Source organism: Streptomyces sp. NPDC050509 (genome assembly GCF_044457965.1).
In the GTDB taxonomy this organism is placed as follows: Bacteria; Actinomycetota; Actinomycetes; order Streptomycetales; family Streptomycetaceae; genus Streptomyces.
The window spans coordinates 1-20,418 of record NZ_JBITHL010000012.1; the positions used below are offsets into that span (position 1 = coordinate 1).

The following is a 20,418-nucleotide window of genomic DNA, read 5'->3' on the forward strand; positions in this document are numbered from 1 at the left end:
TTGAGTTCTCAAGGAACGGACGCTTCCTTCGTACTCACCCCTGCGGGCTTTCCTCCGGGCGCTTCCCTTCGGTGCTTCATTTTGTTCTGTACTTCTTGTTTCTGTACTTCGTTCCTGCGTTTCCGACTCTATCAGATTCATTCGGCGGTGTTTCCCGCTTCCAGAATTCCGAAGGCCTTTGGAGTGGCCCTTTGCCTTTCGGCTGCTCACTACTTTAACCGAATCCCCGCCCGGCTCATAATCGAGCCGATGGGCGCAGAAATTTCGGCATGCCGAAACTCAGACCCGTAAGGGTTTGATCGTGTGTAGTGGGTGGCCGCTGCGGAGGCTGCTGAACAGCAGGCTCCGTTGAAAGCGGCTCGGGCCACGTTAGGCGGACGAAACAGCGGAGTCAAGTTCGGCGGCGGCGCGGGGCGTGGGCCCGATAAGGGCTGACCGAGGGGTCGCCGTCGATCCAGAAGCGCCAGGGGTGGGTCGCCCCGTCGCCGCCCACCCCCGTACGGGGACCGCTGCGGACCTGGTCTTTGGTGACCGGGGTGCCGGTGAGTACCGACAGCGGCTGGTCCGGGCCGGCACAGACGTCCGTGCCGTTGAGTGCGCGGTCCACGTCCAGGGCGGTGGCCAGGCGGGCCGGGCCTTTGGCCAGTTCCCTGTCGTGACGGGCCGAGATTCGACGTTTGCGTGCCTGCTCCGCGCCCATGCCGATCTCGCCGGCCCGGAGCAGGACCCCGCTCGCCCGGCCCTCGGGCCCGCACACCAGGTTGAGGCAGTGCCACATCCCGTAGGTGAAGTAGACGTACGCGTGGCCGGGCGGGCCGAACATCACCGCGTTGCGGGGCGTGCGTCCCCGGAAGGCGTGCGAGCCCGGGTCCACCTCGCCCGCGTACGCCTCCACTTCTGTGAGCCGTAGCTCGATGGGGCCGTCGTCCGTCTCCCGTACCAGCGTCCGGCCGAGGAGGTCGGGTGCGACGTCAAGGACCGCCCGGTCGAAGAAGTCCCTGGGCAACGGCATACGGTCGGGGCTCGCCATCATGGCGTCCGAGCGTACCGGGGAACCGTCCGTGGCCGGATCGCGTATGTAGGGGTCAGGGACCCGAAGGATTTAGTAGGAGTGACATATGGGCTTCAAGAAGCTGCTCGCGAGCCTGGGCGCCGGTGGGGCGACCGTCGAGACCGAGCTGACCGAGTCGAACGTGGTGCCCGGCGGAGTGGTGCAGGGTGAGGTGCGGATCGAGGGCGGCTCCGTGAACCAGCGGATCCAGGGGCTCTCCGTCGGACTGCAGGCACGGGTCGAGGTGGAGGGGAACGACCAGGAGACCAAGCAGAACATCGAGTTCACGCGGCAGAGCATCGGCGGCGCCTTCGAGGTTCAGGCCGGCGCGGTGCACGTGGTGCCGTTCGGCCTGGAGATCCCGTGGGAGACCCCCGTCACGACCATCGACGGGCAGCCGCTGCGCAACATGAACATCGGGGTGACCACGGAGCTGGACATCGCGCGGGCGCTGGACAACAGCGATCTCGACCCGATCAACGTCCACCCGCTCCCGGCCCAGCAGGCCATCCTGGACGCCTTCATCCACCTCGGTTTCCGCTTCAAGAGCGCGGACATGGAGAAGGGGCACATCCGCGGGACGCGGCAGCGGCTGCCGTTCTACCAGGAGATCGAGTTCTTCGCGCCGCAGCAGTACCGCGGGCTGAACCAGGTCGAGCTGACCTTCGTCGCGGACGACCGCGAGATGGACGTCATCCTGGAGATGGACAAGAAGCCGGGGCTGTTCACCGAGGGCAGCGACTCCTTCCGCTCGTTCCAGGTGGGGCTGGGCGACTTCCAGGAGACCGACTGGGCCGCCTATCTGAACCAGTGGCTCGCCGAGGTGGGTGGCCGTCGCAACTGGTTCTGAGCGAAGCCTTTAGGCTCGGGGTCGCCGACAGACGACATGCCGACAGCCGACATCCGGAGGTTCAGACGTGACCGAGGCGACGAGGGCACCGCTCCCTCATGACTTCCATCCGAAGGTGCCGTCGTTCACCGTGGTGAGCGACGACGTCGCGCCCGGGGCGGTCCTGAAGGACGCCCAGGTCCAGGCCGCTGGGAACACCTCGCCGCATCTGCGGTGGGAGGGGTTCCCAGCGGAGACCGGAAGCTTCGCCGTGACGTGCTTCGATCCCGACGCCCCGACCGGCAGCGGGTTCTGGCACTGGGTGGTCTTCGACATCCCCGCGTCGGTCACGGAGCTTCCGGTGGCCGCGGGCAGCGGCTCGTTCGAGGGGCTGCCCAAGGGTGCCGTACAGGCGCGCAACGACTACGGTTCGAAGGACTTCGGGGGCGCCGCGCCGCCGCCCGGGGACCCGGCGCACCGCTATGTGTTCACGGTGTACGCGGTGGACAGTGAGCGGCTCGGTCCGGACAGCGACGCCTCTCCCGCGGTGGTCGGATTCAATCTGCGCTTCCACACGCTGGCGCGCGCCCAGCTCGTCGGGGAGTACGCGGCCCCCGCCGCTGGCTGACCGTTTGCTTTTTGTTTGCCCTGCCCTGGTCTTGGAGAGATCAGGGCAGGGCATTTTTTATTGTGTTGTCCCTCTCGGCGCGCCCGGCCAGAGTTGATCCAAGCCCACAGCCCTGTCAGCCATGTCAGGGGGCCGGGCGGCGAAACACGGGAGGTGGACGGGATGCGGGACACGCTGGTACTGAATGCGAGCTTCGAGCCGCTGTCGACGGTGACGCTCAACCGTGCGGTGGTCCTGGTGCTCCAGGACAAGGCCGTCGTCGAGCAGGCCCATCCCGGTCTCCGTGTGCGCGCCGCCGCCGTGGAGCTTCCGGTGCCGCGGGTGATCAGGCTCTGCCGGTATGTCCGGGTGCCCTTCCGAAGACAAGCTCCGTGGTCGAGGCGTGGGGTCCTGATACGCGACCAGCACCGGTGCGCGTACTGCGGTCGGCGCGCGACGACGGTGGACCATGTGGTGCCGCGGTCCCGGGGTGGCGCGGACAGTTGGCTGAATACGGTGGCTTCGTGCGCCGAGGACAACCACCGGAAGGCGGACCGTACGCCGGATCAGGCGGGGATGCCGCTGCTGCACGCGCCGTTCGTACCGTCACCGGCGGAGGCGATGCTGCTGTCGTTGCGGGTCGGTGAGCGCTCCGAGCTGCCGCAGTGGCTCGCGGGGGTGCAGGCACAGCCCGCCGCGTGACCGTCAGCCGTACCTGCGGATCAGAAGCTGGACGATGGCGACCACGCCGACCGTCACGACCAGCGCGCGCAGGGCGGCCGGCGGCAGCTTGCGGCCGAACTTGGCGCCGAGCTGGCCGCCGATGGCCGAGCCGACCGCGATGAGTACGACAGCCGTCCAGTCGAACTCGGCGACGAAGAGGAAGAAGAGCGCGGCGACGCTGTTGACGACGGCGGCGAGGATGTTCTTCACCGCGTTGAGGCGCTGCAGGGTGTCGTCGAGCAGCATGCCCATCAGGGAGAGGTAGATGATTCCCTGGGCAGCGGTGAAGTAGCCGCCGTAGACGCTGGCGAGCAGCACTCCGGCGAACAGGAGCGGGCCGCCGTTGAGTCCCGCGCTGGTGCCTTTGCGTGTGCGGCGGGCCTGGACGGCGCGGGCGAGCCGGGGCTGGAGGATCACCAGGACGAGGGCGAGGGTGACCAGGACGGGCACGACCGTCTCGAAGGCCGTGGACGGCAGGACCAGCAGCAGGGTGGCGCCACTGAGTCCGCCGAGGATCGCGGCGACGCTCAGGCGCAGGACGCGGGGGCGCTGGCCGGTGAGTTCGGCGCGGTAGCCGATGGCTCCGCTGATCGAACCGGGTATCAGGCCGAGGGCGTTGGAGACGGTCGCCGTGACCGGGGGCAGCCCTGTCGCCAGCAGGACGGGGAAGGTGATGAGCGTGCCGGAGCCGACGACGGTGTTGATGGCCCCCGCGCTGATGCCCGCAGCGAAGACGGCGAGCATCTCCCAGATGGTCACGGTGTGCTGCCCTTCGTGCTGATCGGTGCCGGATGCACCGACCACCGATCATGCACGAAGGGCGGGGGCGTTCTGTCGAGCGGGGTGTTCTGTCGGCGCGGGGTGTTCTGTCGAACGGTGTTCGGCCGGCGCAGGGTGTTCTAGTCGAGCGGGGTGTCCTGCCTGCGTTCCTTGCCGCCGGTGTTGAAGCCGGGCATGCCGCCGCCGAGGTTGTCGAAGGCGCCGCTGAGTCCCTTGAGCGCGTCGCCGATCTCGCTGGGCACGATCCAGAGCTTGTTGGCGTCGCCCTCGGCGATCTTGGGGAGCATCTGGAGGTACTGGTAGGCGAGGAGCTTCTGGTCGGGGTCGCCGGCGTGGATGGACTCGAAGACCGTACGGATGGCCTGGGCCTCACCCTCGGCGCGCAGGGCGGCGGCCTTGGCCTCACCTTCGGCACGCAGGATCGCGGACTGCTTCTCGCCCTCCGCGGTGAGGATCTGCGACTGGCGGATACCTTCGGCGGTGAGGATCGCGGCGCGCTTGTCACGGTCGGCGCGCATCTGCTTCTCCATCGAGTCCTGGATGGAGGTGGGCGGCTCGATGGCCTTCAGCTCGACGCGGTTGACGCGGATGCCCCACTTGCCGGTGGCCTCGTCGAGGACGCCGCGCAGGGCCGCGTTGATCTCCTCGCGGGAGGTGAGGGTGCGCTCCAGGTCCATGCCACCGATGATGTTGCGCAGTGTGGTGACGGTGAGCTGCTCGATCGCCTGGATGTAGCTGGCGACCTCGTACGTCGCGGCGCGGGCGTCGGTGACCTGGTAGTAGATGACGGTGTCGATATTGACGACCAGGTTGTCCTGGGTGATCACCGGTTGGGGCGGGAAGGGGACGACCTGTTCACGGAGGTCGATCCGGTTGCGGATCGAGTCGATGAACGGGACCACGATGTTCAGGCCCGCGTTGAGCGTGCGCGTGTAGCGGCCGAACCGTTCGACGATGGCGGCGCTTGCCTGCGGGATGACCTGGATCGTCTTGATCAGGGCGATGAATACAAGCACCACCAGGATGACCAGGACGATGATGATTGATGGCATCGCGTTTCTCGGGCCCTTCTCTGCCGGATGTTCTGATGATCCAGTTTCTCAGACCGGAGGTGAACGTGGTGACCGTTCGCCCGGGTTGAGCCTCACATGACGACGGCTGTCGCTCCGTCGATCTCGACCACGTCGACCTGCTGGCCGGGTTCGAAGGATGTGGACTCGTCGTAGGTGCGCGCGGACCACACCTCGCCGGCCAGTTTGATCCGGCCGCCTCTGACGTCCACCCGTTCCAGGACGAGGGCTTGACGGCCTTTCAGCGCGTCGATCCCGGTGGCGGATCCCGGGCTCGATCCGGCGCGCTGCCGGGCCGCGTACGGGCGTACGGCGGCGACGAGCGCCACGGACACCACGACGAAGACGAGGACTTGGACCACCACGCCGCCGCCGAGGGCCGCGGTGATCGCGCCGGCGACCGCACCGGCGGAGAACATGCCGAACTCGGGCATCGCCGTGATGACGAGGGGAATGCCCAGTCCTACGGCGCCGATCAGCCACCACACCCACGCGTCGATTTCCACATGGTCATGGTAGGGGCGCGGGTCCCTGTCCCGACAGGGGCGATATCAGGTCAGAAGGCCGCCGATATGACGGAGGTTCAGCCGAGGGGCAGACCGTGCGCCGTCCAGCGGTCGTTGGTGCGCTCGACGACGAGCGGGAGCCCGAAGCAGAGCGAGAGGTTGCGGGAGGTCAGCTCGGTCTCCATGGGGCCGGCGGCGAGCACCTTGCCCTGGCGGATCATGAGGACGTGGGTGAAGCCGGGCGCGATCTCCTCGACATGGTGGGTCACCATGATCATGGAGGGGGCGTACGGGTCGCGGGCGAGACGGCCGAGGCGGCGTACGAGGTCCTCACGGCCCCCGAGGTCGAGGCCGGCCGCGGGCTCGTCGAGGAGGAGGAGCTCGGGGTCGGTCATCAACGCGCGGGCGATGAGGGTGCGCTTGCGCTCCCCTTCGGAGAGCGTCCCGAACTTGCGGTCCAGGTACTCGGTCATGCCCAGCCGGTCCAGGAAGGCGCGGGCTCGCCGCTCATCGACCTCGTCGTAGTCCTCGTTCCAGGTGGCGGTCATGCCGTACGCGGCCGTGAGGACGGTCTGGAGGACGGTCTGGCGCTTGGGCAGCTTCTCGGACATGGCGATGCCCGCCACGCCGATTCGCGGGCGCAGTTCGAAGACGTCGACCTCGCCGAGCTTCTCGCCGAGGATCCGGACCTGGCCGACGGTCGGGAAGAGGTAGCTGGAGGCGAGGTTGAGCAGGGTGGTCTTGCCCGCGCCGTTGGGGCCGAGGATGACCCAGCGCTCCCCCTCCTTGACCGACCAGGAGACATCGTCCACCAGAGCGCGTCCGTCGCGGACCACGGTTACGTCCACCAGCTCCAGTACATCGCTCATGAGCGCGTTGTCTCCCCATGCAATCGTCTTGAGGTTTCGGGTGCGCCTGTAGACGCGGACCCCCAGGGAAAACCTACGCCACCGGTCGAGTGGTCCGGCCGTGAGGTCTGTTACCTAGGCTGTGACCATGCTTTCGCAACCACGCTCAGGACTGCTGGCCGCTTGGGGAAATGCCCTGTTGGCCGGATTTGTATCGCCGGACGACGCGGTGCTCGCCGTGGTCGGCGAGGACGCGCTGCACCGGGTGGAGGGGCTGCCGGGCGAGGCGGGGCCCGTGGGGCTGACGCTGGCGCTGGGGCGGCTGCGGTCGCTCGGGGTGACCGGGTACCGGGTCGCGCTGCCCGCGCCGGGGCACCCGCTGGGGCTCTGCGGACCGCCGGAGTTCAATGCCCGCGCCCTGGAGGCGGAGGAGGCCGTGATCGCCGTGGGGGCGCCCTACGGGCTGGTGCCCGAGGTGTCCGCGGTGGGTCCCGAGGGCGACCGTCATGTGGAGGTCCTCTGGCACTGTCTGCCGGTACGGGAGGCCCCGCCGGCGGACGTGCCCTCGCTCGGGGAGGCGGAGCGGGAGCTGTCGGAGGCACTGCGGGAGGCGGCGGAGGTGCTGTCCGGGCTGGACGTGGCGGCGTCGGGGCCGGTGGCCGAGGCGATCGTGGACGCGTACCGGGCGCGGGCCGAGGCGGGGCGCGAGGTGCTGGCCCCGGGCTATCCGCAGCGGGCGGTGCGGGTGCTGGAGCAGGCGCAGCGGGTGGGGCTGATGATCGAGCTGGCGTACCGGCACGGGCACGGGGGCGCGGTGAGCGCGTCGGAGATGGCGGCGCGGGGTGAGGCGCTGCGGCCGGTGGAGCGGTTCGCGCGGCGGGCACAGGTGGCGTCGTACAACGCGTATGTGGAGGAGCGGGAGCGGAACGGTCCCGGGGCGGGCGTCTGACACCCCTGGGGTCGACGCCTCCCCGCTGGGCACGCGTGCCGAGCGGGGAGGCGTCGACCCCGGAGGCATACTCCGGTGCGGGGGGAGGCCTCCGGCGCCGGATCATCGGCCCGTCTCCCCTCCTGGCCGGCGAGTGAGCCGAAGGGGCGCGCCGCTGTCGAAAGGGAGAGCGCGCGCAGGTTCGTGAGGAACGAACGAACCGAGCACGGTCGACCGTCGACAGCGGCATAAGGCGCCCCGGAGGCGAACCGAGCCCTTAAAAAAGGGGGCCCGGAGGCGAACCGAGCCTTAAAAATTAACAGCGTGGTTGCCGAACGCCGGGTTCAGCAGGCCGATCACGTTGACCGTGTTGCCGGTGAGGTTCACCGGGATGTGCACCGGGACCTGGACGGCGTTGCCGGAGCCGACGCCCGGGGAGTGCTGGGCCAGGCCGTCGGCGTGGGCGCCGCCCTCGGTGGCGAACGCGGCGCCGGCGGAGGCGCCCGCGGCGAGACCGGCGGTGACGAGGACCAGGGCGGCCTTCTTGGCAACCTTCATGAGGTGTTCCTTAATCGCGTGGTCAACAGCCGCGGCGGGATGCGGCGGCACGCCTTGGAGAACGCGCGACCGGCGCTCAGGATGCGCCGTGTGGGTGACATACACCCGACAGTATGAATCTCAGATCGGAAGATGACCTTCCGTTTTCGCATTGGGCCCCGCCGTCATCGCCGTATCAGCCGGTCACCCCGTGACGTACGGCCCACAGCGCCGCCTGCGTACGGTCCGAGAGGTCCAGCTTCATCAGGATGTTCGACACATGCGTCTTGACCGTCTTCTCGGAGAGCACCAGCGCGCGGGCGATCTCCCGGTTGGAACGCCCGTCGGCGATGAGGGTGAGCACCTCGCGCTCCCGTTCGGTGAGCGACGTGCCCCTCCCCTGGCCCATGGCCGGGTCGTCCTGGGCCAGCAGGGCGCCCGCCACCTCGGGCTGGAGCAGGACGTGCCCCGCGTGGACGGAGCGGATCGCGCCGGCCAGTGCCTCGGGGTCGACATCCTTGTAGACATAGCCGGAGGCCCCGGCGCGCAGCGCGGGCACGACGGTGCGCTGCTCCGTGAAGCTGGTGACGATCAGCACCCGGGCCGGGTTGCCGAGGTCGCGGAGCTTGCGCAGCGCCTCGATCCCGTCCGAGCCGGGCATCTTGATGTCCATCAGGACGACGTCGGGGCGCAGCTCCTCGGTGCGGGCGACGCCCTCGGCGCCGTCGGACGCCTCCCCCACGACCTCGATGTCGGGCTGGATCTCCAGGAACGTACGGAGTCCGCGCCGTACCACCTGGTGGTCGTCGACCAGCAGTACGCGGATGGCACGCCCGTCGCCTGCCCCCGCCCTGCCTTCGAAGCGCTGCGCGCCGCCCTTGTCGTCTTCAGCCACCGGGCACCTCCATCTCGATCGTGGTGCCCTGTCCGGGCGCCGATTGCACCCGGAGTCTGCCGCCCACTCCGCCGGCCCGGTCCCGCATCGAGACCAGTCCGAGGTGGCGCCCGGCCCGGCGGACCACACGGGGCTCGAAGCCCTTGCCGTTGTCGGTGACGCTGAGGACCGCGCCCTGGGCGCGACGGGCGAGCGTGACGTCGACGCGGTCGCCGCCGGAGTGGCGCAGCGCGTTGTGCAGGGCCTCCTGGGCCACGCGCAGCAGCGCCTCCTCCTGGGCGGCGGGCAGCGCCCGTACCGCCGAGCTGTCGAAGGTGACCCGGGCCGCGTGGGCGCGGTCGAGCACCTGGATCTGGGTACGGAGCGTAGCCACCAGGCCGTCCTCGTCCAGGGCGGCGGGGCGTAGCTCGACCACGGCGGCGCGCAGCTCGTCGGCGGCTTCCGCGGCGAGGGCGGCGACCTGCTGGAGCTCGTCCTTGGCGCGGGCGGGGTCGCGGTCGACGAGGGCGGCGGCGGCCTGGGCGGTGAGCCGCAGGGAGAAGAGCTTCTGGCTGACGGCGTCGTGCAGCTCGTGGGCGAGGCGGGAGCGTTCCTCGACGATGGTCAGTTCGCGGCTGCGCTCGTAGAGCCGGGCGTTGGTCAGGGCGATCGCGGCGTGCTGGGCGAGGATCGAGAGGAGTTCCTCGTCCTCCTCGGTGAATCCGCAGCCGCCGTCCGGCTTGGGGCAGCGTTTGTTGGCGAGGAAGAGCGCGGCGATGGTCTCGTCGCCGTCCCTGACCGGCAGGCCCAGGAAGTCGGACATGTCGGGGTGGGCGGAGGGCCAGCCCTCGAAGCGGGGGTCCTTCCGTACGTCGGCGAGGCGCTCGGCCTTCTCCTCGTGGAGCATCGCGGCGAGGATGCCGTGCTGGCGCGGGAGCGGGCCGATGGCCTTCCACTGTTCGTCGCTGACGCCGTCGACGACGAACTGGGCGAAGCCGCCGTGGTCGTCCGGCACACCGAGGGCCGCGTACTCGGCGTCGAGCAGCTCCCGGGCGGAGACGACGATCGTCTTGAGGACGTCGTGCACCTCCAGACGCCTGCTCATGGCGAGGAGTGCGGTGCTCACGGCGGCGAGGCCGGAGCTGGGTCGGTGGCTCATGTGGCCACCGTATCCCCGGGCCGGTACGCGGCGTATCGGCCCGGGGACGGTCCGCGGCCGGGGTCCTTGGGACTAGGACCCGGGTGTCCCGGCCTAGGTCCCCGGCGTCCCGGCCTAGGGCGAAGTGCCCGCGTGGGTCCGGGCCCGCGCACGAGGCGGTGGGGGCGGGGGCGTTCCTACGTTGGACGTGTCACAGGGTCACTGGGTCACGGCGCCGCGGAGTCACGGAGTCACGGCAGGCGGGCGACCGGTGACCGGGAACGCCGACGCGGAGGAGCGGACGTCATGCCGGTAGCGGTCATCACGGGGGCATCGAAGGGGCTGGGGCGCGCACTGGCCGAGGCGCTGGCGCGGCGCGGCTGGGATCTGGTGCTGGACGCCAGGACCGCGCGCGTACTGGAGGGGACGGCCCGCGCGGCCGGGACGCACGGGACGCGGGTGGTGGCGCTCGCCGGGGATGTGACGGACGCCACGCACCGTGCGGAGCTGGTGGCCGCCGCGGCGGGGCTCGGCTCGCTGGACCTGCTGGTGAGCAATGCCAGCGCGCTGGGCGCGGAGCCGCTGGTACGGCTGGACGCGCTGCCCCCGGCGGGGCTGCGGGCCGCGCTGGAGACCAATGTGGTGGCGGCGCTCGGGCTGGTGCAGGAGGCGCTGCCGCTGCTGCGGGAGAGCGCGGCGGGCGCGGTGATCGCGGTCAGCTCGGACGCGGCGGCGGAGGCGTACGAGACCTGGGGCGGGTACGGGGCGTCCAAGGCGGCGCTGGACCACCTCGCGGCCGTGCTGGCGGTCGAGGAGCCGGGGCTGCGGGTGTGGGCGGTCGATCCGGGGGACATGGGGACGGATCTGTACGCGGCGGCCGTGCCGGACGACACGGATCCGCGTCCTGCGCCCGAGACGGTGGTGCCCGGCTTCCTGCGGCTGCTGGACCGGCGGCCGGCGAGCGGCCGGTACGCGGCGCCAGCGCTGCTGGAGGCGACGGCATGAGGATGCCGGACGCGCCCGAGGAGCTGTCGGCGCGGATGCCGGACGTACCCGAGGAGCTGTCGGCGCGGGTTCCGGCGGAGCAGCGTGGGGCGGGACGGGACGATGTACGGCTGCTGGTGTCCAGGGGGACGCGGGTGAGCCACCACGCCTTCCGGGAGCTGTCGGAGCTGCTGCGGGCCGGGGACGTCCTGGTGGTCAACACGTCGGCGACGCTGCCCGCGGCGGTCGACGGGCGGATCGGGCCCGATCCGGGCGGTGAACGGGTGGTCGTGCACTTCTCGACGCGGGGTGACGACGGCAGGTGGGCGGTCGAGCTGCGGACGCCGCGTGGGCCGGCCGGAGCCGGGGCAGGGGCCGGGACGAGGACCGGAGCCGGGGCAGGGGCCGGGACGAGGACCGGAGCCGGGGCAGGGGCCGGGACGACGCTGCCCCGGCCCGGTGGCCCGGCCGGCGCGGTCGTACGGCTGCCCGGCGGGGGTCAGCTCGTCCTGGAGGAGCCGCTGGACCCGGCGGGGGCCAGGCTCTGGTGGGCGCGGACCCCGGGCACCGATGTGCCGGGGCTGCTGGGCCGCCGCGGCCGGCCCATCCGGTACGGGTACACGGAGCGGGACCAGCCGCTCTCCGCGTACCAGACGGTCTTCGCGCTCCCCTCCCCCGACGGCCGGGGCTCGGCGGAGATGCCGAGCGCGGGGCGGCCCTTCACGGCGGGGCTGGTCGCGGAGCTGGTGAGCCGGGGCGTGCAGTTCGCGCCGCTGGTCCTGCACACGGGGGTGGCGTCGGCGGAGGCGCACGAGCCGCCGTACCCGGAGCGCTTCGCGGTGCCGGAGCCGACGGCGCGGCTGGTGAACGCCGCCGCGGCGGCGGGCGGCGTGGTCGTCGCGGTCGGTACGACGGCGGTGCGCGCCCTGGAGTCGGCGGCGGGCCCGGACGGGGTGGTGCGGGCGTCGTCCGGCTGGACGGACCTGGTGGTGACGCCCCGGCGCGGGGTGCGCGTGGTGGACGGGCTGCTGACCGGGCTGCACGAGCCCGTGGCCTCGCATCTGCTGATGCTGGAGGCGATCGCCGGGCGGGCGGCGCTGACCAGGGGATACGAGGCGGCGCTGCGCTGCCGCTACCTCTGGCACGAGTTCGGGGACGTCCATCTCGTCCTGCCCGGAAAAACGCTCACTCCTTGAATTGCTGGAGCAACACGCGGTCATGCCGAGGGGGGTCCGATGTGAGCCCCGGCATAGGACGCACGTCACTTACGAGCGGGTTTAGTCGACGGATAAAGGCCGCGTGAGCATGGCATAACCGGACATTGGGGCGCCTTCCAGGCGCCCCTTCGCACTATCCGGGGTCGTACGTCACACCTTTGCCAGGGCATTTTGCGGCCGCTAACAATTGCCGACGTCGCCGCCGAGATGGCTGGCCGTCCGGCCTCCGCGACTCCCGCTATTCGAAGAGGTACGTCTCTATGTTCTCGTCACGCACCCCTGGCCTCAGCCGTCTGAACAAGACCCACAGGGCATCGATCGCCGGCGTCGCAGCCGCCGGAGCCGCGGCTCTGACGTTCACCCTCGTCCCCGGGGGCCACGGCGCCGCCGAGGCCAAGCCCGAGGCCCAGGCCAAGTCCTCCGCCGCCACTCAGGTGGCGTGGACGCCGGCGACGGACAGCACCCAGGCATCGACCGTGCACTCGATCGTCGCCAAGCAGCACACCAACGCCCTCGACGGCGTGGCCCAGGTCCAGAACACCGGCATCTCGAAGTCGGACTCCGAGTCCAAGGCCAAGTCCGCCGCGAAGGAGAAGGCCGAGGCGAAGGCGAAGGCTGCCGCCAAGGCCAAGGCCGCCGCCAAGGCGAAGGCCAAGGCCGAGGCGAAGAAGCGCGCCAAGACCACGTCCGCCAGCCGCTCGACCGTGCGCAAGCCGGTCTACGCGAACAACCTGGACGGCTGGATCCGTGAGTCGCTGGCCATCATGAAGAAGCACGGCATCCCGGGCAGCTACAACGGGATCCACCGCAACATCATCCGTGAGTCGAGCGGTAACCCGAACGCGATCAACAACTGGGACATCAACGCCCAGAACGGCATCCCCTCGAAGGGTCTGCTGCAGGTGATCCCGCCGACCTTCAAGACGTACCACGTCAAGGGAACGCCCAACAACATCTACAACCCGGTCTCGAACATCGTGGCCGCGTGCAACTACGCCGCGGACAAGTACGGCTCGATGGACAACGTCAACAGCGCGTACTGACCGTCACGGACACATCCGGAGCGATCCGGGCAGCCGTGTGAACGAACGCCGGAGGGCGGCACCCCCACTGCGGGGGTGCCGCCCTCCGGCGCGTTCCGGTACGTTCCGGCGTTTTCCGGTGCTCTCCGGGACGCGCCGTACGTACGGCGCGTCCCGTACGGATACGGTTCCGGCGCCTCAGGCCCGGTCGCGGTCCGGCGTCACTTGCGCATGACCTCGGGCTCGTGGCGGCGCAGCAGCCGCGCGACCACGAAGCCGCAGACGACCCCGATCAGCACCAGGACCGAGATGTTCAGGACCCACTGGCCCGCCGCGTGCTCCCACAGCGGGTCCAGGTTCGTCGGGTCGTTGAGGTCCCACGGCGCCATCAGGTGCGAGAGGTCCAGGGTGGTGCCCGCGCCGGCGATGGCCCAGCGGGACGGCATCAGCCAGGCGAGCTGTTCCAGGCCCGGCGAGTCGTAGAGCTGGAAGAGGACGCCCGTGAACACGACCTGGACGATCGCGAACATGACGAGCAGCGGCATCGTCTTCTCGGCGGTCTTCACCAGCGAGGAGATGACCAGGCCGAACATCATCGAGGTGAAGCCGAGGGCGATCACGACCAGGCAGATCTCGACGGCCGGCGGCATGATCAGGCCCTCTTCGGGCAGCACGCGGGGCGCGAAGCCGATACCGCAGATGATGACGCCCTGGAAGGCCGTGATCACACCGAGTGTGATCACCTTGGACATCAGATAGGCGGAGCGGGAGAGGCCGGTGGCCCGTTCCCGTTCGTAGATCACCCTCTCCTTGATCAGTTCACGTACGGAGTTGGCCGCGCCCGAGAAGCACATGCCGACCGTGAGGATCAGCATGATCGTGCCCGCGGCGCCGTTGAACCGGGTCGGCGCCTCGGGCGGCCCGAGGCCGAACTTGGCGGGGATCACGACGCTGACCACCCCGAGCACGGCGGGCAGGATCAGCATCAGCCCCATGAAGCCCTTGTCGGAGGCGATCACCGAGGAGTAGCGGCGTATCAGCGTCCAGAGCTGGGAGCCCCAGCTCTGCGCCTTCGGCGGGCGCAACTGCTGCGGCGGCGGCATGTGGACGGACTGGGCGGCGACGGAGTCGATGTCCGCGGCGTACATCTGGTAGTGCTGCGAACCGCGCCAGCGGCCCGCCCAGTCGTAGTCGCGGTAGTTCTCGAAGGCCGAGAAGACATCGGCCCAGGTGCTGTAGCCGAAGAAGTTGAGCGCTTCCTCCGGCGGGCCGAAGTACGCCACGGAGCCGCCGGGGGCCATCACGAGCAGCTTGTCGCAGATGCCCAGCTCGGCCACGGAGTGGGTGACCACCAGGACCGTACGGCCGTCGTCGGCGAGCCCGCGCAGAAGCTGCATGACATCGCGGTCCATGCCCGGGTCGAGGCCGGAGGTCGGCTCGTCCAGGAAGATCAGCGACGGCTTGGTGAGCAGCTCCAGGGCCACGGACACGCGCTTGCGCTGACCACCGGAGAGCGAGGTGATCTTCTTGTCCTTGTGGATGTCGAGCTTCAGCTCGCCCAGCACCTCGCCGATCCGGGCCTCGCGCTCGGCCTCGGCGGTGTCGCCGGGGAAGCGGAGCTTGGCCGCGTACTTGAGCGCCTTCTTGACGGTCAGCTCCTTGTGCAGGATGTCGTCCTGCGGAACGAGACCGATGCGCTGACGCAGTTCGGCGAACTGCTTGTACAGATTCCGGTTGTCGTAGAGGACGTCGCCCTGGTCGGCGGGGCGGTAGCCCGTGAGCGCCTTGAGCAGCGTGGACTTGCCGGAGCCGGAAGGACCGATGACCGCGATGAGCGACTTCTCGGGGACACCGAAGGAGACGTCCTTGAGGATCTGCTTGCCGCCGTCGACCGTCACCGTGAGGTGGCGGGCCGAGAAGGAGACCTCACCGGTGTCGACGAACTCCTCCAGCCGGTCCCCGACCAGCCGGAAGGTGGAGTGGCCGACACCGACGATGTCGTTGGGGCCGAGGAGCACGGTGCCGGACTTGGCGATCGGCTGACCGTTGACGTACGTGCCGTTGTGGGATCCGAGGTCGTGGATCTCGAAACGGCCGTCGGGCGTCGCCGTGAACTCGGCGTGGTGACGCGAGACCTGGAGGTCCGAGACGACCAGTTCGTTCTCCAGCGCACGGCCGATGCGCATCACACGGCCGAGGGAGAACTGGTGGAAGGTGGTCGGGCTGCGGTCCCCGTGTGCGGACGGAGCCCCCGCCTCGCCGCCCGCGCCACCGCCCTGCGGCTGCCGTGATTGCTGTGGCTGCTGCGGCTTCTGCGACTGAGGCGCTTGCTGCGCGTAGTGGGGTGCAGGGGCCTGTACCTGCTGGGGTACGGGGGCCGCCTGTGCCTGCGGCGCCTGCTGCCAGCTCTGCTGCTGCGGCGGGGCGGCCTGCTGCTGGGGCTGCTGCCAGCCCTGCGGGGCCGGCGCCTGCTGGGCCGGTACCTGCTGAGGTGCCGCGCTCTGCGCGCTGTACGCCCCCGCGCCCGCACCGACTCCCGCGCCGGTGAGACTGACGCGAGGGCCGTCGGTGGCGTTGCCGAGATGGACGGCGGAGCCGGCGGCTACTTCCATCTGCTGAATGCGCCGGCCCTGTACATAGGTGCCGTTGGTACTGCCATGGTCCTCAATGACCCAGCCACGGCCTCCCCACCTCAGGGTGGCGTGGCGCCACGAGACCCGGGCGTCGTCGATCACGAGGTCGCCCTGTGGATCGCGGCCGAGGGTGTACGACCTGGACGGATCGAGCGTCCAGGTCCTTCCGTTCAATTCCAGTACGAGTTCCGGCACTCCATGCCCCACTTGTTGTCCCCCGAGTTTCCCCCATCGCAGGGAGTCTAGGGATGGCGAACATCGTGGGGAACTATTTCAGGCTCACTCCCGTCTTTGAAAGTCGGGCCGTGTGCAATACCGGCACAAGCGTGTAACAGCCCCACCACAAAGGGCTGTCGGTGAGGAACAAAGAGCCACGGAAAGCAACAACACAGACAAACCACAGGGCTGGTGGGGCAATCCGTCGCCGCGAACTCCTTTCGGCGTCGGGCGGTCGGGGCGTCCGGGGCGGTACCGGAGAGCGCGGGGGCGGGATTCAACCGTCGATTTCTCGCCAATCGAGGACCGGCGGTACGGCCGTACCGGAGTCAGGGAATCCGGTACGCCGGTTACGTACGGTACGGCGGACGGTCCGTACAGCACGCCGGCAAATGACCCCGGACCCGGCGGCGCACCGTACCCGCAGGTCACCCCCGCTATCACCCCATGATCACTGTCCGGTACGCGGGACGGCTGGCCGGTTTCCGTGCCTCGCCCGATACGGTGGAACCACCATGAGCGCACCTCAGCCCCGTCTGCACTCCGATGTCCCGACCCTCCTCGTCAAGATCTTCGGGAAAGACCGCCCGGGGATCACCGCCGGGCTCTTCGACACCCTCGCCGCCTTCTCCGTCGACGTGATCGACATCGAGCAGGTCGTCACCCGTGGCCGTATCGTCCTGTGCGTACTCGTCACCGCGCCGACCGCGGGCGGTACCAGCGAGGGCGAGCTGCGGTCCACCGTGCACAGTTGGACCGAATCCCTCAAACTCCAGGCCGAGATCATCTCCGGCAAGGGCGACAACCGCCCGCGCGGCAGCGGCCGTTCCCATGTCACCGTCCTCGGAAACCCGCTGACCGCCGAGTCGACGGCGGCCATAGCCGCCAGCATCACCGCGACCGGCGGCAATATCGACCGGATCTTCCGGCTCGCGAAGTACCCGGTCACGGCGGTCGAGTTCGCCGTGTCCGGTGTGGAGACCGAACCGCTGCGCACCGCCCTCGCCACCGAGGCGGCCGAGATCGGGGTGGATGTCGCCGTCATCTCGGCCGGACTGCACCGCCGGGCCCAGCGGCTGGTGGTCATGGACGTGGACTCGACCCTGATCCAGGACGAGGTCATCGAGCTGTTCGCGGCGCACGCCGGCTGCGAGGCCGAGGTCGCCGAGGTGACCGCCAGGGCCATGCTCGGCGAGCTGGACTTCGAGCAGTCCCTGCACGCCCGGGTCGCGCTGCTCGCCGGGCTCGACGCGTCGGTGGTGGAGAAGGTACGGGCCGAGGTACGGCTCACCCCCGGTGCCCGCACCCTGGTCCGGACGCTCAAGCGGCTCGGCTACCAGGTGGGGGTGGTCTCCGGTGGATTCACCCAGGTCACCGACGCCCTCCAGGTGCAGCTCGGGCTGGACTTCGCCGCCGCCAACACCCTGGAGATCGTGGACGGCAAGCTCACGGGACGGGTCGTGGGCGAGATCGTCGACCGGGCGGGCAAGGCCCGGCTGCTGCGCCGGTTCGCGGCCGAGGCCGGGGTGCCGCTGGCGCAGACGGTGGCCATCGGCGACGGCGCGAACGATCTCGACATGCTGAACGCGGCCGGACTCGGGGTGGCCTTCAACGCCAAGCCGGTGGTCCGCAAGGCCGCCCACACGGCGGTGAACGTACCGTTCCTGGACACCGTGCTCTATCTGCTGGGCATCACCCGGGAAGAGGTCGAGATCGCGGACGGTGAGGACGGCTTCGAAGAGCCGTCCGAGCAAGCACCGCTGGACGGCCGGGCGGGCTGACCCGCGCGGCGGAGAACAGAGACGTAAGTACAAGGATGAAAGAAAAAGGATGAAAGAAGGCCCCGGTCGGGAGCCGGCGAACAGCCGGGCTCCCCACCGGGGCCTTCCCCGTCCTTGGGTACGCCGGCGGTCAGCCGCGCGGCGTCCAGAACTCGACGAGCTTGGCCACGCCGTGCTCGACCGACTTCCAGGTGCCGTCGAACGTGAGGACGGCGAGAGCCGCGGTGGGGAAGCCACTGCTGTTCATCCGCGCGAGGGCGTCGCCCTCCGAGGAACCCGCGAGGGCGTCGGCGAGGGCGTGCGTACCCGGGTTGTGGCCGATGAGAAGGAGGTCGCGCACGTCGTCGGGGACCTCGTTGACGACGGCGATCAGCTCGCCGAGGGCGGCATCGTAGAGCCGGTCCTCGTAGACGGTCCTGGGGCGCTGCGGCAGCTCGGCCACCGCGAGTTTCCAGGTCTCTCGCGTTCTGGCCGCGGTCGAGCAGAGAGCCAGATCGAAGGCGATACCCGTCGCGGCCAGCTCACGGCCGGCGATGGGGGCATCCGCACGGCCCCGGTCGGCGAGCGGCCTGTCGTGGTCGGCCACGTCGGGCCAGTCGGCCTTCGCGTGCCGGAGGAGGACGATCCTGCGGGGTGTTTCGACGCTCATGCTTCCCAGCTTCGCATGAAATGAGCCAGCGGGCGCAGGGTGTTGACGTGCTCACCCGGCACGGGTGAACGGCACCGCCGCCGCTGACCGGTACTACCGGGCCAGGGTCAGATGCAGGTGCTCAAGGATCCTGCCGACCGTGGGGTCGGAGGTCGCGGCATGCGCCTGCCCGGGGTCCGCCATCAGCAGGAACAGGACCACGAAGGCTATGGAGGGCAGGGCGACGGACCACCACGGCAGCCGGGTGTCGACGCTGCCGGAGGTGGCCGGGGCGTGGGGCCGGGAGTGGGTACGGACCGGCATGGCCGCCTCCGGGAGTCGGTGGATGGGTCTGCGACCCGTGATGCTTCCAAGCTACGGATCACGGGGCCCGGTTCCCATCCGGTGACCCACCCACTTGACCCTGACCCAGGCCCCCTAGGGGATGGGGGGCCAGCCCCACCCCGGGGCGTCACGGCGGACGGTCAGGGGCTGGCGATGGTGGCGATGATGCTGATGATCACCATGATGCCGATGATCGTGCCGAAGACGAGCAGCAGTTTCCGCTGGCCGTTCTGGGGGTTCGGGTCAAGGACTGGCATGCGGTCAGTCTCGCATCCGCGTCTCGTCCTCGATCGTCCGGTCCCGCCCCGCGATGACGCCCATCGCCATCTGCGGTACGAGGAACCCGGCCATCAGCGCGATCGGCAGCCCCCAGCCGCCGGAGTACTCGTACACCATTCCCACCAGCACGGGTCCGGGGATCGAGATCAGATAGCCGGTGCTCTGGGCGAAGGCGGAGAGGCGCCCGACACCGGCGCCGGTCCTCGACCGCAGGCCGATCATGGTGAGGGCCAGCGGGAACGCGCAGTTCGAGACGCCCAGCAGCACGGCCCAGACCCACGCGCCCCCGACCGGCGCGAGATACAGCCCGGCATAGGCGGTCAGCCCGCAGAGCCCGAGGGCGACGACGATCGGCCCCTGGTTGGTCATACGGGTGGCCACCCGCGGGATCACGAAGGCCAGCGGCACGCCCATCGCCATGATCACGGCGAGCAGCAGCCCCGCCGTGCCCGCCGGGACCCCGGCGTCCCGGAAGATCTGCGGCATCCAGCCCATGGTGATGTACGCGCCGGTGGCCTGGAGGCCGAAGAAACAGGCGAGCGCCCAGGCCGTACGGCTCCGCCCGAGCCGGAGACCGGGCGCGCCACCGCTGCCGCCCGGCGCCGCGGTCGCGTCCCTGGCCGTGGACGGAGCCGGAGCCGGGGAGCCGGAGGCGGTCGCCGAGCGGTCGCGCGCCAGGCCGGTCCACGGCAGTACGGCCACGGCGGCGAGCACCGCCCAGACGCCCAGCCCGGTACGCCAACTGCCGCCGAGTGCCTGGGTCATGGGGACGGTCACGGCAGCCGCCGCGGCGGTGCCGAGCGCCAGCCCCATGGAGTACAGGCCGGTCATGGTGCCGACCCGGTCGGGGAAGTCGCGCTTGACGATCACCGGCATCAGCACATTGCTGACGGCGATCCCCATGAGCGCGAAGGCGCTGGCGGCGAGGAAGCCGGCCGTACCGCCGGCGAACGGGCGGAGCGCCACTCCCGCGGTGATCGCCACCATCCCGGCGAGGACGACGGCGCCGGGGCCGAAGCGCCGCGCCAGCCGGGGCGCGGCGAAGCCGAAGACGGCGAAGCAGAGCGGCGGTACGGAGGTGAGGACGCCCGCGAGGGTGCCGCTCATGTGCAGTCCGTCCCGTACCTCTTCGAGGAGGGCGCCGAGGCTGGTGATGGCGGGGCGGAGGTTGAGTGCGGCGAGGACGAGCCCGGCGACCAGGAGCCGGGTGCGCCACTTCGACGAAGGCGCTGTCGGCGCGGCGGGGACGGAAAGGGCGGTGGGGACGGAAAGGGCGGTGGGCGCGGACGCCGGTATGCGCCGGGTATGCGGGTGGAGAGAGGTGTGCGGCTCGTCGAACATGGGGCCATCATAGAATGATGGGATGTTTTACTGTCCATCTGCGGGACGCTGTCCTCCTGCCGGACGCTGTCCCTCCCCGAG

21 protein-coding genes are annotated in these 20,418 nt (G+C 70.1%); 8 read left to right on the forward strand and 13 right to left on the reverse strand.

Going from position 1 to position 20,418, the window contains the following annotated elements; all coding sequences use genetic code 11:
• Positions 1-391: 391 nt before the first annotated feature.
• Entirely contained in the window at positions 392-1,033 is a 642-nt protein-coding gene (locus ACIBJC_RS30120; protein WP_399297842.1) for a DNA-3-methyladenine glycosylase, read from the reverse strand.
• Positions 1,034-1,118: 85 nt separating this feature from the next.
• On the opposite strand from ACIBJC_RS30120, the gene ACIBJC_RS30125 reads away from it, so the two are divergent.
• From ACIBJC_RS30125 to ACIBJC_RS30135, 3 genes are all read left to right on the forward strand, one after another.
• On the forward strand, positions 1,119-1,901 hold the full coding sequence (locus ACIBJC_RS30125; protein ID WP_399297844.1) for a sporulation protein: 783 nt from the start codon (positions 1,119-1,121) through the stop codon (positions 1,899-1,901).
• 67 nt (positions 1,902-1,968) lie between these two features.
• Complete coding sequence (locus ACIBJC_RS30130) at positions 1,969-2,508, forward strand: YbhB/YbcL family Raf kinase inhibitor-like protein (RefSeq protein ID WP_329826297.1); 540 nt, start codon at positions 1,969-1,971, stop codon at positions 2,506-2,508.
• A gap of 162 nt (positions 2,509-2,670) precedes the next feature.
• Entirely contained in the window at positions 2,671-3,189 is a 519-nt protein-coding gene (locus ACIBJC_RS30135; RefSeq protein ID WP_399297846.1) for an HNH endonuclease, read from the forward strand.
• Between the two features lie 3 nt (positions 3,190-3,192).
• Here the strand turns inward: ACIBJC_RS30135 and ACIBJC_RS30140 are convergent, their stop codons facing one another.
• The 4 genes from ACIBJC_RS30140 to ACIBJC_RS30155 form a co-directional block, all read right to left on the reverse strand.
• Positions 3,193-3,969 (reverse strand): sulfite exporter TauE/SafE family protein, encoded by a 777-nt coding sequence (locus ACIBJC_RS30140; protein WP_399297848.1) that lies wholly within the window; start codon positions 3,967-3,969, stop codon positions 3,193-3,195.
• 140 nt (positions 3,970-4,109) lie between these two features.
• Positions 4,110-5,042, reverse strand: a complete 933-nt coding sequence (locus ACIBJC_RS30145) for an SPFH domain-containing protein (RefSeq protein WP_399297850.1) — start codon at positions 5,040-5,042, stop codon at positions 4,110-4,112.
• A 92-nt stretch (positions 5,043-5,134) separates the two neighbouring features.
• Entirely contained in the window at positions 5,135-5,566 is a 432-nt protein-coding gene (locus ACIBJC_RS30150) for an NfeD family protein (protein ID WP_399297852.1), read from the reverse strand.
• 77 nt (positions 5,567-5,643) lie between these two features.
• Positions 5,644-6,435: an ABC transporter ATP-binding protein gene (locus ACIBJC_RS30155; protein ID WP_399297854.1), complete on the reverse strand. Its 792-nt coding sequence runs from the start codon at positions 6,433-6,435 to the stop codon at positions 5,644-5,646.
• 127 nt (positions 6,436-6,562) lie between these two features.
• On the opposite strand from ACIBJC_RS30155, the gene ACIBJC_RS30160 reads away from it, so the two are divergent.
• A complete protein-coding gene (locus ACIBJC_RS30160; protein ID WP_399297856.1) occupies positions 6,563-7,363 on the forward strand; it encodes a hypothetical protein in 801 nt (266 codons plus the stop codon).
• A 288-nt stretch (positions 7,364-7,651) separates the two neighbouring features.
• On the opposite strand, the gene ACIBJC_RS30165 is transcribed toward ACIBJC_RS30160, so the two are convergent.
• From ACIBJC_RS30165 to ACIBJC_RS30175, 3 genes are all read right to left on the reverse strand, one after another.
• Positions 7,652-7,900: a chaplin gene (locus ACIBJC_RS30165; protein ID WP_399297858.1), complete on the reverse strand. Its 249-nt coding sequence runs from the start codon at positions 7,898-7,900 to the stop codon at positions 7,652-7,654.
• Between the two features lie 175 nt (positions 7,901-8,075).
• The gene (locus ACIBJC_RS30170) at positions 8,076-8,774 is read right to left on the reverse strand and encodes a response regulator (protein WP_399297859.1); all 699 of its coding nucleotides are present in this window, start codon (positions 8,772-8,774) and stop codon (positions 8,076-8,078) included.
• Positions 8,767-9,912 (reverse strand): GAF domain-containing sensor histidine kinase, encoded by a 1,146-nt coding sequence (locus ACIBJC_RS30175; protein WP_399297861.1) that lies wholly within the window; start codon positions 9,910-9,912, stop codon positions 8,767-8,769. Before ACIBJC_RS30175 ends, ACIBJC_RS30170 begins: the two co-directional genes overlap by 8 nt.
• A gap of 285 nt (positions 9,913-10,197) precedes the next feature.
• On the opposite strand from ACIBJC_RS30175, the gene ACIBJC_RS30180 reads away from it, so the two are divergent.
• The 3 genes from ACIBJC_RS30180 (at position 10,198) to ACIBJC_RS30190 (ending at position 13,135) form a co-directional block, all read left to right on the forward strand.
• Positions 10,198-10,896 (forward strand): SDR family NAD(P)-dependent oxidoreductase, encoded by a 699-nt coding sequence (locus ACIBJC_RS30180; protein WP_399297863.1) that lies wholly within the window; start codon positions 10,198-10,200, stop codon positions 10,894-10,896.
• Complete coding sequence (locus ACIBJC_RS30185; protein WP_399297865.1) at positions 10,893-12,071, forward strand: S-adenosylmethionine:tRNA ribosyltransferase-isomerase; 1,179 nt, start codon at positions 10,893-10,895, stop codon at positions 12,069-12,071. Before ACIBJC_RS30180 ends, ACIBJC_RS30185 begins: the two co-directional genes overlap by 4 nt.
• 281 nt (positions 12,072-12,352) lie before the next feature.
• Positions 12,353-13,135: a transglycosylase SLT domain-containing protein gene (locus ACIBJC_RS30190; protein WP_399297867.1), complete on the forward strand. Its 783-nt coding sequence runs from the start codon at positions 12,353-12,355 to the stop codon at positions 13,133-13,135.
• Between the two features lie 200 nt (positions 13,136-13,335).
• Here the strand turns inward: ACIBJC_RS30190 and ACIBJC_RS30195 are convergent, their stop codons facing one another.
• A complete protein-coding gene (locus tag ACIBJC_RS30195; RefSeq protein WP_399297869.1) occupies positions 13,336-15,942 on the reverse strand; it encodes an FHA domain-containing protein in 2,607 nt (868 codons plus the stop codon).
• A gap of 536 nt (positions 15,943-16,478) precedes the next feature.
• On the opposite strand from ACIBJC_RS30195, the gene serB reads away from it, so the two are divergent.
• Entirely contained in the window at positions 16,479-17,744 is a 1,266-nt protein-coding gene (gene serB, locus ACIBJC_RS30200) for a phosphoserine phosphatase SerB (RefSeq protein ID WP_399297870.1), read from the forward strand.
• Positions 17,745-17,874: 130 nt separating this feature from the next.
• Here the strand turns inward: serB and ACIBJC_RS30205 are convergent, their stop codons facing one another.
• From ACIBJC_RS30205 to ACIBJC_RS30220, 4 genes are all read right to left on the reverse strand, one after another.
• Entirely contained in the window at positions 17,875-18,393 is a 519-nt protein-coding gene (locus tag ACIBJC_RS30205; protein WP_399297872.1) for a SixA phosphatase family protein, read from the reverse strand.
• 93 nt (positions 18,394-18,486) lie between these two features.
• The gene (locus ACIBJC_RS30210) at positions 18,487-18,696 is read right to left on the reverse strand and encodes a hypothetical protein (protein WP_399297874.1); all 210 of its coding nucleotides are present in this window, start codon (positions 18,694-18,696) and stop codon (positions 18,487-18,489) included.
• Positions 18,697-18,857: 161 nt separating this feature from the next.
• Positions 18,858-18,974, reverse strand: a complete 117-nt coding sequence (locus tag ACIBJC_RS30215; protein WP_283958703.1) for an SGM_5486 family transporter-associated protein — start codon at positions 18,972-18,974, stop codon at positions 18,858-18,860.
• Between the two features lie 4 nt (positions 18,975-18,978).
• On the reverse strand, positions 18,979-20,337 hold the full coding sequence (locus ACIBJC_RS30220) for a CynX/NimT family MFS transporter (protein WP_399297876.1): 1,359 nt from the start codon (positions 20,335-20,337) through the stop codon (positions 18,979-18,981).
• Positions 20,338-20,418 lie beyond the last annotated feature (81 nt).

Bases quoted from the DNA above. Each gene is read 5' to 3' on its own strand.
- ACIBJC_RS30190 (WP_399297867.1), top strand. From the start codon at position 12,353: ATGTTCTCGTCACGCACCCCTGGCCTCAGCCGTCTGAACAAGACCCAC.
- ACIBJC_RS30180 (WP_399297863.1), top strand. From the start codon at position 10,198: ATGCCGGTAGCGGTCATCACGGGGGCATCGAAGGGGCTGGGGCGCGCA.
- ACIBJC_RS30165 (WP_399297858.1), bottom strand. From the start codon at position 7,900: ATGAAGGTTGCCAAGAAGGCCGCCCTGGTCCTCGTCACCGCCGGTCTC.
- ACIBJC_RS30120 (WP_399297842.1), bottom strand. From the start codon at position 1,033: ATGATGGCGAGCCCCGACCGTATGCCGTTGCCCAGGGACTTCTTCGAC.
- ACIBJC_RS30215 (WP_283958703.1), bottom strand. From the start codon at position 18,974: ATGCCAGTCCTTGACCCGAACCCCCAGAACGGCCAGCGGAAACTGCTG.
- ACIBJC_RS30175 (WP_399297861.1), bottom strand. From the start codon at position 9,912: ATGAGCCACCGACCCAGCTCCGGCCTCGCCGCCGTGAGCACCGCACTC.
- ACIBJC_RS30145 (WP_399297850.1), bottom strand. From the start codon at position 5,042: ATGCCATCAATCATCATCGTCCTGGTCATCCTGGTGGTGCTTGTATTC.
- ACIBJC_RS30210 (WP_399297874.1), bottom strand. From the start codon at position 18,696: ATGCCGGTCCGTACCCACTCCCGGCCCCACGCCCCGGCCACCTCCGGC.
- ACIBJC_RS30155 (WP_399297854.1), bottom strand. From the start codon at position 6,435: ATGAGCGATGTACTGGAGCTGGTGGACGTAACCGTGGTCCGCGACGGA.
- ACIBJC_RS30125 (WP_399297844.1), top strand. From the start codon at position 1,119: ATGGGCTTCAAGAAGCTGCTCGCGAGCCTGGGCGCCGGTGGGGCGACC.
- ACIBJC_RS30220 (WP_399297876.1), bottom strand. From the start codon at position 20,337: ATGTTCGACGAGCCGCACACCTCTCTCCACCCGCATACCCGGCGCATA.
- serB (WP_399297870.1), top strand. From the start codon at position 16,479: ATGAGCGCACCTCAGCCCCGTCTGCACTCCGATGTCCCGACCCTCCTC.
- ACIBJC_RS30185 (WP_399297865.1), top strand. From the start codon at position 10,893: ATGAGGATGCCGGACGCGCCCGAGGAGCTGTCGGCGCGGATGCCGGAC.
- ACIBJC_RS30160 (WP_399297856.1), top strand. From the start codon at position 6,563: ATGCTTTCGCAACCACGCTCAGGACTGCTGGCCGCTTGGGGAAATGCC.
- ACIBJC_RS30135 (WP_399297846.1), top strand. From the start codon at position 2,671: ATGCGGGACACGCTGGTACTGAATGCGAGCTTCGAGCCGCTGTCGACG.
- ACIBJC_RS30205 (WP_399297872.1), bottom strand. From the start codon at position 18,393: ATGAGCGTCGAAACACCCCGCAGGATCGTCCTCCTCCGGCACGCGAAG.